At 66.5% G+C, this 15,404-nt stretch carries 10 protein-coding genes and 2 riboswitches; of the genes, 8 read left to right on the top strand and 2 right to left on the bottom strand.

Translation table 11 applies throughout. The features are described 5' to 3' along the window. Positions 1-209 precede the first annotated feature (209 nt). From A5634_RS04970 to A5634_RS05005, 8 genes are all read left to right on the top strand, one after another. The gene (locus A5634_RS04970; protein ID WP_065142973.1) at positions 210-626 is read left to right on the top strand and encodes a BlaI/MecI/CopY family transcriptional regulator; all 417 of its coding nucleotides are present in this window, start codon (positions 210-212) and stop codon (positions 624-626) included. A 14-nt stretch (positions 627-640) separates the two neighbouring features. Beyond that, complete coding sequence (locus tag A5634_RS04975) at positions 641-1,591, top strand: M56 family metallopeptidase (protein WP_065142974.1); 951 nt, start codon at positions 641-643, stop codon at positions 1,589-1,591. A gap of 99 nt (positions 1,592-1,690) precedes the next feature. Then, the gene (gene gndA / locus A5634_RS04980; protein ID WP_065142975.1) at positions 1,691-3,148 is read left to right on the top strand and encodes an NADP-dependent phosphogluconate dehydrogenase; all 1,458 of its coding nucleotides are present in this window, start codon (positions 1,691-1,693) and stop codon (positions 3,146-3,148) included. 30 nt (positions 3,149-3,178) lie between these two features. Then, complete coding sequence (locus A5634_RS04985) at positions 3,179-4,615, top strand: GuaB1 family IMP dehydrogenase-related protein (RefSeq protein WP_065142976.1); 1,437 nt, start codon at positions 3,179-3,181, stop codon at positions 4,613-4,615. Positions 4,616-4,622: 7 nt separating this feature from the next. Then, entirely contained in the window at positions 4,623-5,978 is a 1,356-nt protein-coding gene (locus tag A5634_RS04990; RefSeq protein ID WP_065142977.1) for a hemolysin family protein, read from the top strand. Further along, the gene (locus A5634_RS04995; RefSeq protein ID WP_065142978.1) at positions 5,975-7,060 is read left to right on the top strand and encodes a hemolysin family protein; all 1,086 of its coding nucleotides are present in this window, start codon (positions 5,975-5,977) and stop codon (positions 7,058-7,060) included. Before A5634_RS04990 ends, A5634_RS04995 begins: the two co-directional genes overlap by 4 nt. Positions 7,061-7,311: 251 nt before the next feature. After that, complete coding sequence (locus tag A5634_RS05000; protein ID WP_065142979.1) at positions 7,312-9,513, top strand: malate synthase G; 2,202 nt, start codon at positions 7,312-7,314, stop codon at positions 9,511-9,513. Then, positions 9,506-11,512, top strand: coding sequence for a substrate-binding domain-containing protein (locus tag A5634_RS05005; protein WP_065142980.1), 2,007 nt, complete (start codon positions 9,506-9,508; stop codon positions 11,510-11,512). The genes A5634_RS05000 and A5634_RS05005 overlap by 8 nt, the downstream gene beginning before the upstream one ends. A gap of 7 nt (positions 11,513-11,519) precedes the next feature. Here A5634_RS05005 and gcvP read toward each other — a convergent pair whose 3' ends face one another. After that, complete coding sequence (gene gcvP / locus A5634_RS05010; RefSeq protein WP_065142981.1) at positions 11,520-14,342, bottom strand: aminomethyl-transferring glycine dehydrogenase; 2,823 nt, start codon at positions 14,340-14,342, stop codon at positions 11,520-11,522. A 39-nt stretch (positions 14,343-14,381) separates the two neighbouring features. Then, a riboswitch (glycine riboswitch) is annotated at positions 14,382-14,504 on the bottom strand. After that, positions 14,505-14,602, bottom strand: a riboswitch (glycine riboswitch). 27 nt (positions 14,603-14,629) lie between these two features. Beyond that, positions 14,630-15,256 (bottom strand): MerR family transcriptional regulator, encoded by a 627-nt coding sequence (locus tag A5634_RS05015; RefSeq protein WP_065142982.1) that lies wholly within the window; start codon positions 15,254-15,256, stop codon positions 14,630-14,632. Positions 15,257-15,404 lie beyond the last annotated feature (148 nt).

Consider the following 15,404-nt stretch of genomic DNA (forward strand, 5'->3'; position numbering starts at 1 on the left):
GTGCCACGTGCACGGGGCTCGCCGATCGAGTAGACCGGGGGTCACTGCAGCCCTCAGGACACTTCCGCGGTCATTTCTCCGCTCGACCGTGTTTAGCATAGGCAAGGCTGCCCTAATTTCGCAAGCACCTATTGGGTAGTGTCATGTCTTGGGTACGACACTCGGTAGTAAGCCGGAGTAAGCTGGTTCCAACGCTCAGGAGATGAACTATGGCCAAGCTGACGCGGCTGGGGGATCTGGAACGCGCCGTGATGGACCACTTGTGGTCCATGCCGGAACCGCAGACCGTTCGCCAAGTCCACGAAGCGTTGTCTGCGCGGCGCGACCTCGCCTACACGACCGTCATGACGGTGCTGCAGCGGTTGGCGAAGAAGAATCTGGTGTCTCAGCTTCGAGACGACCGGGCGCACCGTTATGCGCCGGTGCACGGCCGCGACGAACTGGTTGCCGGGCTGATGGTTGACGCACTGGCGCAAGCCGAGGACTCCGGTGGCCGGCAGGCCGCGCTGGTGCATTTTGTCGAGCGGGTCAACGCCGACGAGGCCGACGCTCTGCGACGCGCGCTCGCCGAATTAGAAACCAACCACCGCAATTCGCAATCCGCTGGACCTCCGGCCGAAGACTAAGGGAGACTAACAGCGTGTCTGCGCTGGCCTTCACCATCCTTGCGGTGATGCTGGCTGGCCCGACACCGGCGCTGTTGGCCCGCGCTCGGTGGCCGCTGCGCGCTCCGAGGGCCGCAATGGTGCTTTGGCAGGCCGTTGCCCTGGCCGCCGTCCTCTCCACGTTCAGCGCCGGCATCGCCATCGCCAGCCGACTTTTGATGCCCGGTCCGGACGGGCGACCCACCGCCGGGATCGTCGACGCCGAGCGTCGGCTGGGCTGGCCCTTGTGGGCGGCCTACCTCACCGTTCTCACGCTGACGGTCCTGGTGGGAGCCCGGCTGGTCATCGCGGTGGTGCGGGTAGCCATCGCCACCCGACGGCGTCGGGCTCGGCACCGCATGGTCGTCGACCTGGTCGGCGTGGACCACGGCGGAGCGTTGGTCCAGCCCTGTGCCAGAACTCGGGACCTGCGCGTCCTGGACGTCAAGCAGCCTCTCGCCTACTGCCTGCCCGGCGTGCGCAGCCGCGTCGTGGTCAGCGCAGGAGCACTGAACACGCTGGCGGATTCGGAAGTGACCGCGATTCTGTCCCATGAGCGGGCTCATCTGCGGGCCCGCCACGACCTTGTCCTGGAAGCGTTCACGGCCGTGCATGCCGCGTTCCCTCGGCTGGTCCGCAGCGCCAATGCCCTCGGCTCTGTGCAGCTTCTCGTCGAACTGTTGGCCGACGATGCGGCGGTACGCGCTACCGGGCGCACTCCCCTGGCTCGTGCCCTGGTTGCCTGCGCCTCCGGTCGTGCACCGTCCGGCGCGTTGGCCGCCGGCGGACCCAGCACCGTGTTGCGGGTACGCCGACTGTCCGGCCGCGGCAACAGCGCGGCGCTGTCCGCGGCCGCCTATCTGGCCGCCGCGGCCGTCCTGGTCGTGCCCACTATCGCGCTGGCCGTACCGTGGCTCACAGAGCTGCACCGGTTGGTCTCCGCCTAGGGGCGGAGCCAACACCGCCGCGCACCCACGGGGTCGTTATGCCACAGTGTTTGGCGAACAGTTTTGGACGCTGGATCATTCAATCTGAAAGGCGAGGACATGAGTTCGTCGGATTCGAAGGCTGCGACCGCCCAGATTGGAGTCACCGGCTTAGCCGTGATGGGCTCGAACCTGGCCCGGAACTTCGCCAGGCACGGGTACACCGTGGCGCTGCACAACCGGTCCGTCGCCAAGACCGACGCCCTGCTCGAAGAGCACGGCTCCGACGGCAACTTCGTCCGCAGTGAAACGATCTCGGAATTCCTTGCGGCACTGGAAAAGCCGCGGCGGGTCATCATCATGGTCAAAGCGGGCGACCCGACCGACGCCGTCATCAACGAGCTCGCCGACGCGATGGAAGACGGCGACATCATCATCGACGGCGGCAACGCCCTCTACACCGACACCATCCGTCGGGAAAAGGCGATCCGCGAGCGCGGGCTGCACTTCGTCGGCGCCGGGATTTCCGGCGGCGAGGAAGGTGCACTCAACGGCCCGTCGATCATGCCGGGCGGACCCGCCGAATCCTACGAATCCCTCGGCCCGCTGCTCGAGGAGATTTCGGCTCACGTCGACGGCGTACCGTGCTGCACCCACATCGGACCCGACGGCGCCGGGCACTTCGTCAAGATGGTGCACAACGGCATCGAATACTCCGACATGCAGTTGATCGGCGAGGCGTATCAGCTGCTTCGCGACGGGCTCGGCAAGTCGGCGGGTGAGATCGCCGACGTCTTCGACGAGTGGAACAAAGGCGATCTGGACAGCTTCCTGGTCGAGATCACCGCCAAGGTGCTGCGCCAGACCGACGCACGGACCGACAAGCCGCTGGTCGACGTCATCGTCGACGAAGCGGAGCAGAAGGGCACCGGCCGCTGGACAGTGAAGTCGGCCCTGGATCTCGGGGTGCCCGTCACCGGCATCGCCGAGGCGGTGTTCGCCCGAGCGCTGTCAGGTTCGGTAGCCCAACGCAAAGCCACCACCGGGCTGGCGTCCGGCGAACTCGGCACCAAACCAGGAGATGCGGCGCAGTTCACCGAAGATGTCCGCCAGGCGCTGTACGCGTCGAAGATCATCGCCTACGCCCAGGGCTTCAACCAGATTCAGGCTGGCAGCGCCGAATACGAGTGGAACATCACGCCCGGCGACCTCGCGACGATCTGGCGCGGGGGCTGCATCATCCGGGCCAAATTCCTCAACCGCATCAAAGACGCATACGACGAGGACCCCGACCTGGCCACGTTGATCGTCGCCCCCTATTTCCGCAGCGCGATCGAATCGGCTATCGACGGCTGGCGGCGGGTGGTGGTTACGGCGACGCAGCTGGGTATCCCGATACCGGGTTTCTCGTCGGCACTGTCTTACTACGACGCGTTGCGCACCGAGCGATTGCCGGCCGCACTGACCCAGGGCCTGCGCGACTTCTTCGGTGCGCACACCTACGGGCGGACCGACGAGGACCCGGGCAAGAAGTTTCACACCCTGTGGAGTGGAGACCGCACTGAAGTACCAGCTTGATCGACCTGACGAAGATGTGAGCGCCGCACGATGAAGTTCCTCGACGGGCACCGCCCGTCGTTCGACCTGACCTACAACGACGTGTTTATCGTGCCGAACCGGTCCGAGGTCGCCTCGCGGTTCGACGTCGACCTGTCCACCGTCGATGGCTCGGGCACCACCATCCCGGTGGTGGTCGCCAACATGACCGCGGTGGCCGGACGACGGATGGCCGAGACCGTCGCACGACGCGGCGGCCTGGTGATCCTTCCGCAGGATCTGCCCATCCCCGCCGTGGAGCAGACCGTCCAGTTCGTCAAGAGTCGTGACCTGGTGCTCGACACCCCGGTGACGCTGACCGCCGACGACTCGGTGTCGGATGCGACCGCTCTAATTCACAAGCGCGCACACGGCGTCGCGGTCGTCGTCTTCGAGGGCCGTCCGATCGGATTGGTCCGCGAGTCCGCGTGCGTCGGTGTGGACCGCTTCGCGCGGGTGCGCGACATAGCAATCACGGATTTCGTCGCCGCGCCGGTCGGCACCGAGCCACGCAAGATCTTCGACCTGCTCGAACACGCACCGGTCGACGTCGCGGTGGTGACTGACGCCGACGGCACGCTGGCCGGAGTGCTGACCCGCACCGGGGCGGTCCGCACCGGGATCTACAGCCCGGCGGTCGATCACGCCGGCCGGTTGCGGGTAGGCGCGGCCATCGGTATCAACGGTGACGTCGGGGCCAAGGCGCGAGCACTGGCAGAGGCCGGCGTCGACGTGCTGGTCATCGATACCGCCCATGGTCACCAGGTCAAGACGCTGGAGGCGATAAAGACGGTCGCATCACTGGAGTTGGGGGTGCCGCTGGCCGCCGGAAATGTGGTGTCCGCGCAGGGAACTCGGGATCTGATCGAGGCCGGTGCCGGCATTGTCAAGGTCGGCGTGGGGCCCGGGGCGATGTGCACCACCCGGATGATGACCGGCGTGGGCCGCCCGCAGTTCTCCGCGGTCGTCGAGTGTGCCTCTGCGGCAAGGGAATTGGGAGGACACGTGTGGGCGGACGGCGGGATCCGGCACCCGCGGGACGTGGCCCTGGCGTTGGCCGCGGGCGCGTCGAACGTGATGATCGGGTCGTGGTTCGCCGGCACCTACGAATCCCCCGGCGACCTGATGCGCGACCGCGACGACCAGCCGTACAAGGAGAGCTACGGCATGGCGTCCAAGCGCGCGGTCGTCGCCCGCACCGGCGGCGACAGCTCGTTCGAACGGGCCCATAAGGCGTTGTTCGAGGAAGGCATCTCGACATCGCGGATGGGGTTGGACCCGGACCGCGGCGGCGTCGAGGACCTGATCGATCACATCACCTCCGGGGTGCGCAGCACCTGCACCTACGTGGGTGCCACTACCCTGGAAGAGTTGCACGAGCGGGCGGTGGTCGGTGTGCAATCGGCCGCGGGCTTCGCGGAAGGACACCCTTTGCCCACCGGCTGGTGAAAGGCCCATGAACCACTCCGCCACCGTGGTCAGCGTGTTGGCCATCCTGGCGCTGACGCTTGGCACTGCGGTGTTCGTTGCCGCGGAGTTCTCGCTGACGGCCCTGGACCGCAGCACCGTCGAAGCCAACGCTCGCGGCGGGGGTGCCCGGGACCGCTTCATCCGACGGGCTCAACACCGGTTGTCGTTCCAGTTGTCGGGTGCGCAGTTAGGAATCTCGATAACCACGCTGGGCACCGGTTATCTGACCGACCCGTTGATGGCGGCGTTGCCGCACCCGTGGCTGGACGCGCTAGGGGTCTCCGACCAGCTAGCCGACACCATCACCACCTTCCTGGCGTTGGCGGTGGTCACGTCGGTGTCGATGGTTTTCGGCGAACTGGTCCCCAAATACCTTGCCGTGGCGCGGCCGCTGCGCACCGCCCGCGCCGTCGTGCTCCCGCAATGGCTGTTCTCGCTGCTGTTCACACCAGCCATCCGGCTGACCAACGGGGCGGCGAACTGGATCGTCCGCCGGCTCGGAATCGAGCCCGCCGAAGAACTGCGGTCGGCCCGCACACCCCAGGAATTGGTGTCGCTGGTGCGGACCTCGGCGCGCCGCGGCGCCCTGGACGACGTCACCGCCTCACTGATGCACCGCTCCCTGCAGTTCGGGACGCTGACGGCCGAGGAACTGATGACGCCGCGATCAAAGATCGTCGCCCTGCAGACCGACGACACCGTCGCCGATCTGGTTGCCGCGGTCGCCGCGACCGGCTTCTCGCGTTTCCCGGTGGTCCGCGGTGATCTCGACGAGACCGTGGGCATCGTGCACGTCAAGCAGGTGTTCGAGGTGCCCCCGGCCGACCGGGCGACAACGCTGTTGACCAGGGTGGCCACGCCGATCGCGGTGGTGCCCTCCACGCTGGACGGGGATGCGGTGATGGCGCAGATCCGCGCCAACTCGCTGCAGACCGCGATGGTCGTCGACGAGTACGGCGGCACTGCCGGAATGGTCACCGTCGAGGACCTGATCGAAGAGATCGTTGGCGACGTGCGCGACGAACACGACGACGAAACGCCGGACGTCATCGCCGCCGGCAACGGCTGGCGGGTCTCGGGTCTGCTGCGCATCGACGAGGTCGAGACGGCCATCGGCTACCGGGCGCCGGAGGGGCCCTACGAGACGATCGGCGGTCTGGTGTTGCGCGAGCTCGGACACATGCCGGTGGTCGGCGAGACCGTCGAATTACCCGCGCTGGACCGTAATGGGCTGCCCGAGGAACAACGGCGCTGGCGGGCCACGGTGGTGCAGCTCGACGGCCGCCGCCTCGATCAGCTCGAACTGATCGAACTTCACGACTCGGACGGGGACGGGCAGTGAACTCGATCCTGGCGATAGGGCTGGCGATCCTGCTGATCGCGCTCAACGGCTTCTTCGTCGGTGCCGAATTCGCGATGATCTCCGCTCGCCGCGACCGCCTCGAAGCGCTGGCCGAGCAGGGCCGGACTCGCGCCGTGACGGTGATCCGGGCCGGCGAACAACTTCCGGCCATGCTGGCGGGCGCCCAACTGGGCGTCACCGTGGCCTCGATCCTGCTGGGCAGGATTGCCGAGCCTGCTGTTGCCTCGTTGCTGCGTTCGTCGTTTGCGTTGGCCGGTTTCCATCCCGCGCTGCTGCACACGCTGTCCTTCGTCATCGCGTTGGCTCTGGTGGTGACGCTGCACGTGCTGCTCGGTGAAATGGTGCCCAAGAACATCGCGCTGGCCGGCCCGGAACGGACCGCGATGTTGCTGGTTCCGGCGTACCTGCCGTACGTGCGTGCGGCACGTCCGATCATCGTGCTTTACAACAAATGCGCCAACGCGATATTGCGGCTGTTGGGCGTCCAGCCCAAGGACGAACTCGACATCACGGTATCCACGGTCGAGCTGTCGGACATGATCGCCGAGTCGCTCTCGGAGGGTTTGCTCGACCAGGAGGAGCACGTGCGACTGACCCGCGCGCTGCGGATCCGCACCCGGGTGGTCGGAGACGTCGCGGTGCCGCTGGCAAAGGTGCACGCCGTGTCGGTCGCGGGCGCGGGTTTCGGACCCACGATCGGTGCGGTGGAGCAGGCGTTGGCACTGACGGGCTACTCCCGCTTTCCCGTGGTGGATCGCGACGGCAACTACATCGGCTATCTGCACATCAAGGACGTGTTGGCGCTCGGTGACGATCCGCACACGGTGATCGATCTGGCACTTGTGCGCGCGCTGCCCCGAGTCCCGCAGTCGCTAGGGCTGCCAGATGCGCTGTCGCGCATGCGCCGCAGCAACAGTCACCTCGCCTTGGTTTTAGCCGATAGCCCTGCGGATAGTGCTGAGGCGGCAGCCACCATGAGCGAAGTCGTTGGGGTGGTGGCGCTGGAGGATCTAGTCGAAGACCTGCTCGGCAGTATGCGCGACGGGGCGCAACACAACTGAGCGACGGCCCGTATGATCTGAGCGGCCGCGGGTATCACCACAGGTGCGACTGGGAACGAAACGGGAACGAAAACCCACAGGTCCGCGTTGCCAGAAAGCAATTCCCAGCGTCCGTTGCGTAGCTGCGGGCGCCGTTGTCAGCGCGCCATGACCTGGCATTGCGGGTCGGCCGGGATAGGCTCGGCAGGCTACTGCTCGGTAGTCTGACGGTAGCTAGAGGGGCCGCGTAGTGGCCATTACGGAGGAGAACAATGTCTGATCGCGTGACCCAAGGCAACTTGCGCGTCGCCCGGGTGCTCTATGACTTCGTGAACAACGAGGCACTGCCTGGCACCGGTATCGACCCGGACAGCTTCTGGGCCGGCGTCGACAAGGTCGTCACCGATCTCACTCCACGCAACCAGGAACTGTTGAAGACCCGCGACGAGTTGCAGGCCCAGATCGACAAGTGGCACCGGCTGCGGGTGCTCGAGCCGCTGGACCCGGATGCCTACCGTGAGTTCCTCACCGAAATCGGCTACCTGCAACCAGAACCCGACGACTTCACCATCACCACCTCGGGCGTGGATGACGAGATCACCACCACCGCCGGGCCGCAGTTGGTGGTGCCGGTGCTCAACGCCCGGTTCGCACTGAACGCCGCGAACGCGCGGTGGGGGTCGCTGTATGACGCCCTTTACGGCACCGACGTCATCTCCGAAGCCGACGGCGCCGAGAAGGGCTCCAGCTACAACAAGGTGCGTGGCGACCGCGTCATCGAATACGCGCGCAAGTTCCTCGACGTCGCCGCGCCGTTGGCGTCCGGTTCCTGGACGGACGCGACCGGGCTGAGCATCGCCGACGGGCAGCTGCAGATCGCGCTCGGTTCAGAATCCACCGGGCTGGCCAGCCCAGAGAAATTCGTGGGCTACTCCGGTGAGCTCGGCTCCCCCAACTGGTCGGTGCTGCTGGTCAACAACGGGCTGCACGTCGAGATCCTGATCGACCCCGAGTCCCCGATCGGACAGACCGACGCCGCCGGCATCAAGGATGTGGTGCTGGAGTCGGCGATCACCACGATCATGGACTTCGAGGACTCGGTGACCGCCGTCGACGCCGACGACAAGGTGCTCGGCTACCGCAACTGGCTCGGCCTGAACAAGGGCGATCTGGCCGAAGAGGTCGCCAAGGACGGCAAGACCTTCACCCGCAAGCTCAACGCCGACCGCACCTACACCAGCCCGGACGGGAACGGAGAGTTGACGCTCCCCGGCCGCAGCCTGCTGTTTGTCCGCAACGTCGGGCACTTGATGACCAACGACGCCATCGTGTTCAGCGCCGACGGCGAGGACGGACCAGAGGTCCCCGAAGGGATCCAGGATGCGTTGTTCACCGGCCTGACAGCCATCCACGGCCTGCGCAGCGGCGACGAGAATGGCCCGCTGCAAAACAGCCGCACCGGTTCGGTGTACATCGTGAAGCCCAAGATGCACGGACCCGAAGAGGTCGCCTTCACCTGCGAGCTGTTCAGCCGCGTCGAGGACGTTCTCGGCCTGCCGCAGTCCACCCTCAAAGTCGGAATCATGGACGAAGAGCGGCGTACGACGGTCAACTTGAAGGCGTGCATCAAGGCCGCCGCCGATCGCGTGGTGTTCATCAACACCGGGTTCCTGGACCGCACCGGCGACGAGATTCACACCTCGATGGAGGCCGGACCGATGATCCGCAAGGGTGCGATGAAGAACAGCACCTGGATCAAGGCCTACGAGGACGCCAACGTCGATGTCGGCCTGGCGGCCGGTTTCACCGGCAAAGCCCAGATCGGTAAAGGCATGTGGGCGATGACCGAACTGATGGCAGACATGGTCGAACAGAAAATCGGGCAGCCTAAGGCCGGCGCCACCACGGCGTGGGTTCCGTCGCCGACGGCCGCCACGCTGCACGCGATGCACTACCACGCGGTGGACGTGTTCGCTGTGCAGAAGGAGCTGGAAGGCCAACACCGCACCACCATCGACGAGCTGCTGACCGTCCCGCTGGCCAAAGAGCTGGCCTGGGCACCCGAGGAAATTCGCGAGGAGGTCGACAACAACTGTCAGTCGATCCTCGGCTACGTGGTGCGCTGGGTCGAGCAGGGCGTCGGCTGCTCCAAGGTTCCCGACATTCACAACACGGCACTGATGGAAGACCGTGCCACGCTGCGTATTTCCAGCCAGCTGCTGGCTAACTGGCTGCGCCACGGCGTGATCACCAACGAGGATGTCCGGGCCAGCCTGGAGCGGATGGCCCCGCTGGTGGACAAGCAGAACGAGGGCGACCGGTCCTACCGCCCGATGGCGCCGAATTTCGACGACAGCATCGCCTTCCTGGCCGCGCAGGAACTGATCCTGTCCGGCGGCCAGCAGCCCAGCGGTTACACCGAGCCAATCCTGCACCGTCGTCGTCGGGAATTTAAGGCCCGCTCGGGTGGGTAGGCACAGCAAGCCCGACCCCGAGGATTCTGTCCCCGATTCCAACCCCGAACCGTTCGCTGATTTTCCTGCGGACCCGGAGCGCGACGATCAGTTCGAGGCGTCAGAGCCTGCTGTGGAGGACAGCCGGTATTCCGACCATCCGTACCAGGACGAGGAGTACCCGGACTTCGGAGCGCGCCCGTCCGATCCCGAGCCCGCTGCAGCGGAGCCGGCAGCGCCCGCACCGCCACCGCTGTTTCGGGCCGGTAGCCGCGGACTCGGCGACTGGCAGGGCGGGCACCGCAGCGACGGCGGCAGGCGGGGCGTCAGCATCGGCGTAATCGTTGCCCTGGTCACCGTCGTTGTCGTAGTAGCCGGGGTGATCCTGTGGCAATTCTTCGGTGATGCGTTGTCGAACCGCTCGCACACGGCGGCGGCGCATTGCGTGGGCGGCAAGGACTCAGTCGCCGTCCTGACCGACCCGTCGATCCTCGACCAGGTCAAAGAACTTGCCGACGGCTACAACAAGCAGGCGGGCCCCATCGGCGACCGGTGCGTCACGGTATCGGTGAAAGCGGCCGGTTCGGACGCCGTGATCAGTGGCTTCATCGGCAAGTGGCCCGCCGACCTCGGCAACCAGCCGGGTCTGTGGATTCCGGGCAGCTCGATCTCGGCGGCACGCCTCGCGGGCGCGGCCGGACAGAAGATCATCAGCGACAGTCGCTCGTTGGTGACCTCCCCGGTCTTGCTGGCTATCCGTCCGGAGTTCAGCCAGGTGCTTTCCAAGCAGAACTGGGCGGCGCTACCCGCTCTGCAAACGAATCCCAATTCGATGGCCGGACTGAACGCGCCCAACTGGGGCTCGTTGCGACTGGCGCTTCCGGTCAGCGGGAACGGCGACGCGTCCTTCCTGGCCGGCGAGGCGATCGCGGCCGCGTCCGCCCCCGCCGGTGCGCCGCCGACCAGCGGAGTCGCCGCGGTACGCACGTTGGTGGGCGCGCAACCCAAACTCGGGGACGACTCGCTCAACGAAGCGATGAACGCCTTGCTCAAACCCGGTGATGTCGCGGCCGCCCCCGTGCACGCCGTGGTTACCACCGAACAACAGCTCTTCGTGCGCGGGCAGTCGACTTCGGATGCCAAGACCAAACTGACTTCCTGGACACCACCGGGGCCCGTGGCGGTGGCCGATTATCCGACCGTGCTGCTCAGCGGTTCCTGGCTGAGCCAGGAGCAGACCACGGCGGCGAGCGCGTTTGCCCGCTACATGCACACATCCGAGCAGCTGGCCAAGTTGGCGAAAGCAGGCTTCCGGGTGAACGGCATCAAGCCGCCGAGCAGCCCCGTCACCAACTTCCCCGCCTTGCCGTCCACGTTGTCAGTCGGCGACGAGGCCATGCGTGCCACGCTGGCCGACACCATGGCCACGCCGTCAACCGGAGTGGCGGCGACCATCATGCTCGACCAGTCGATGCCGAACGACGACGGTGGCGGTAAGACGCGGCTGGCCAACGTGATTGCGGCGCTCAACAACCGGGTCAAGGCGCTGCCGCCGAGTGCGGTCATCGGGTTGTGGACGTTCGACGGGCACGAGGGGCGCGCCGAAGTGCCGGCCGGCCCGCTGGCCGACCAGGTCAACGGCCAGCCACGGTCGGCGGCGCTCTCGGCCGCGCTGGATAAGCAGTTTTCCTCGGGCGGCGGCGCGGTGTCGTTCACCACGCTGCGCATGATCTACCAGGAAATGCAGGCCAATTACCGTGCTGGCCAACAGAATTCAATCCTGGTGATCACCGCTGGGCCGCACACCGACCAGACCCTGGACGGTCAGGGCCTGCAGGACTTCATCAAGAACAGTGCCGACCCGGCCAGGCCAGTGGCAGTCAACATCATCGACTTCGGTGGTGACCCGGACCGCGCCACCTGGGAAGCCGTCGCCCGTCTCAGCGGCGGCAGCTACCAGAACCTGTCGACCTCGGCCACCCCGGAGCTGGCGACCGCGGTCAACACCTTCTTGAGCTGACCGGCCTTCAGGCAAACGCCTCGATCGGCGGGCACGAGCACACCAGGTTCCGGTCGCCGTATGCGCCGTCGATACGACGCACCGGCGGCCACACCTTGGGCCGGAACGTCTTGCCCAGCGGATAGGCGGCTTCCTCCCGGGTGTACGGGTGGTCCCAGTCAGCCGAAACCAGGCACTCGGCGGTGTGCGGTGCCCCGCGCAACGGGTTGTCGTCCACCGGCCACTCCCCTTTGCCGACCCGGTCGATCTCGCCGCGGATGCCGATCATGGCCTCGCAGAACGCGTCCACCTCGGCCAGGCTCTCACTTTCGGTCGGTTCGACCATCAGCGTGCCGGCTACCGGAAAGCTCATCGTTGGTGCATGAAAACCGTAGTCGGCCAACCGCTTTGCAACATCGTCGACGGTTACGCCGGTCGCTTTGGTGATGCCGCGCAGATCCAGGATGCACTCGTGGGCGACCATGCCGTTCTCGCCGGTGTAAAGCACCGGGAAATACTCGTCGAGGCGGCGGGCGATGTAGTTGGCCGACGCGATCGCGGTCAGCGACGCCGCCCGTAGGCCGTCACCGCCCATCATTCGGATGTAGGCCCAGCTGATCGGCAGGATCGAGGCCGACCCGTACGGCGCGGACGACACCGGGTGTCCCCCGGGCAGCTCGGCCGCGTGCGGGTGTCCGGGCAGGAACTGCGCCAGGTGCTCGCGGACCGCCACCGGTCCAACGCCCGGGCCGCCGCCGCCGTGCGGGATGCAGAACGTCTTGTGCAGGTTCAGGTGGCTGACGTCGCCGCCGAACTTGCCCGGCCGGGCCAGGCCGACGAGCGCGTTGAGGTTGGCGCCGTCGACGTAGACCTGACCCCCGGCGTCGTGCACGGCGGCGCAGATGTCGGCGATGTCGTGCTCGTAGACGCCGTGAGTGGACGGGTAGGTGATCATCAGCGCCGACAACCGCTCCGCGTGTTCGCTGACCTTGGCGCGCAGGTCGGTTAGGTCCACGTCGCCGTTGTCCAGACACCGCACCACCACCACCCGCATGCCGGCCAACGCCGCTGACGCGGCGTTGGTGCCGTGCGCGCTGGACGGGATCAGGCAGATGTCGCGGTGCGGTTCACCGCGACTGGCGTGGTAGTCGTGGATCGCGAGCAGACCCGCGTACTCGCCCTGAGAGCCCGCGTTGGGCTGCAGAGACACCGCGTCGTAACCGGTGATTGCCACCAGCCAGTTCTCCAGGTCGCTGATGAGCTGACGCAACCCCAGGGTGTCAGACGGCGGCGCAAACGGATGCTGGCGGCCGAACTCCGGCCAGGTGATGGATTCCATCTCGGCGGCGGCGTTGAGCTTCATGGTGCAGGAGCCGAGCGGAATCATGCTGCGGTCCAGAGCAATATCCTTGTCGGCCAGCGTCCGCAGGTAGCGCATCATCGACGTTTCGGTGCGGTACTGGTGAAACGCCGGATGGGTGAGGAAATCCGACGTGCGCGTGGCGATCTCGACCGGGGCCGGCTCGGCCGCCTCTAGGCCGAACGCCGCCAGCACACTCGCCACATGCGCGGCGGTGGTGGCTTCGTCGCAGGCCACCGAGACATGGTCGGCGTCAACCCGCCACAGGTTGACGCCGTTGGTCTTGGCCGCCGCAACCACCTCGTCGGCCCGGCCGGGGACGCGGGCCAGCACGGTGTCGAAGTACTTGTCGTGAACCAGCGCATCCCCCAGCGCACCGGCAATGGTCTCGGCGTGGGAGTGCACCCGTCGGGCAATTGCGGTCAGGCCGTCGGCCCCGTGGTAGCTGGCGTACATGGCGGCCATCACCGCCAGCAGCACCTGCGCGGTACAGATGTTGCTGGTCGCCTTGTCGCGCCGGATGTGCTGCTCGCGGGTCTGCAGCGCCAACCGGTAGGCCGGTGACCCGTCCGCATCGACGGAAACCCCGACCAGGCGCCCGGGCAATTGACGGGCGTGCCGGGTGTGCACCGCCAGATAACCTGCGTGGGGCCCACCGAATCCCATTGGCACACCGAAGCGTTGGGTGGTGCCGAACGCGACGTCGGCGCCGATCTCACCCGGCGGCGTTAGCAGCGTCAGCGCCAAGAGGTCCGCGCCTATGGCGACCAGTGCGCCGCGGTCGTGAGCTTCGTTCACCAGCGCGCTCCAGTCGGTGATCCGGCCGCTGGCTCCGGGTAGCTGGGCGATCACACCGAAGAACTCGCCGTCAGGCAGGCCATTGCGAAGGGCGGCGGTGACAATCTCGATGCCCAGCGGCTTGGCCCGGGTGGCCAGGATCGCGGCGGTCTGCGCGAACAGGTCGACGTCGACGGCCAACCGGTTGCTCGAACCCTTGTAGGCGCGATGCATCAGCGTCATCGCCTCGGCGGCCGCGGTCCCCTCGTCCAGCATGGACGCGTTGGCGATCTCCAGCCCGGTCAGGTCGGTGACCATCGTCTGGAAATTGAGCAGCGCTTCCAGCCGTCCCTGGCTGATCTCGGGCTGATAAGGCGTGTAGGCGGTGTACCAAGCAGGGTTTTCCATGATGTTGCGCAGCAACACCGGCGGGGTGAGCGTGTCGTAATAGCCCTGCCCGATCATCGATACGGCGACGGTGTTGTTGTCGGCCAGCGTGCGTAGCTCGGCGAGTGCTTCGGCCTCGGTGGCGGCCGGGGGCAACCGGTCCAGTCCGGGCGCGCCCGCCTCGGTCAGCTTGTCGAGAATGCCGGCCGGGACCGCCTTGACGGCCAGGGTGTCGAGCGAGTCGACGCCGATGACCGCGAGCATGGTGGCGACGGCGTCAGCGTCGAGCCCGATGTGCCGGTCGGCGAAAGTGGAATGGTCGGACACAAATCTCTCCTGACATAGGGCACCGCTAAAGGACGGGGGCCCTCTCCCTCTGTCTTTACCCGTGCACCGGGCGCCTGAGAGATTCAGCGCAGTTCGACTAGCGCCTTTCCCCATCGGCGGGCGTACGCCGTTAAAGACGATCGCCGCTTTCCAGAGGCATCGTTATCTCGGGCGGTCCGGGTGCCTGAGAGGTTGATGGAGAGGTATTGCTCCTTCGGCGTCTGTAGCTGGCGGCCACAGAGCTCTCCCGCGCGAGGGCGATGCGGGATCCAGTTTACGCTGCCGGGTCAGCCGATCTTGCGGTCGCGGTGCTTACGACGGGACGCCAGCTCGTCCTCGGGTGCGGCGATGGACTCGCCACCGTCGGCCCGCTCACCGGGAAAGTCGGCGATGACGCCGGTCAGCTCCCGCATGGCGCCGGACACGGCGATACCGAACACGCCCTGACCGCCCTGTAGCAGGTCGACGACTTCTTCGGCGGACGTGCACTCGTAGACGCTGGTGCCGTCGGAGAACAACGTGATGTTGGCCAGGTCCTGCACACCGCGCTGACGCAGGTGATCCACCGCGACCCGGATGTTGTGCAGGGAGATGCCGGTATCCAGCAACCGCTTGACGATCTTGAGGACCAGGATGTCCTTGAACGAGTACAGCCGTTGGCTGCCCGATCCGGCCGCGCTGCGGATCGAGGGCACCACCAGCGAAGTGCGAGCCCAGTAGTCCAGCTGACGGTAGGTGATTCCAGCGATCTGGCAGGCACTCGGCCCGCGGTAGCCCACCAATTCGTCCGGTACCGAGTCGTCCGGGAACAATCCGGGCTGCACCGGTTGGCTGGGCGCCGCATCGCTGCGGTTGTCACCGGTTGGTGCGCTATCAGCAAGGTCCAGCTGTTCTTGACGTGGCTGCTCGCTCACGGTGCGTCCTCTCGCCGATCGCGCTCTTGTCACTAGCTGCGGTAGTGGCTGCCCCAACAGCCACGTTATCTCAGTTGCGAGTGTTAGAGAGCATACGCTGTTCGGTGGCTGTCGTGCTCTGGGTCGATCCTCGATCCGTCACCAAAGT

Source organism: Mycobacterium asiaticum, assembly GCF_001673365.1.
In the GTDB taxonomy this organism is placed as follows: domain Bacteria; phylum Actinomycetota; class Actinomycetes; order Mycobacteriales; family Mycobacteriaceae; genus Mycobacterium; species Mycobacterium asiaticum_A.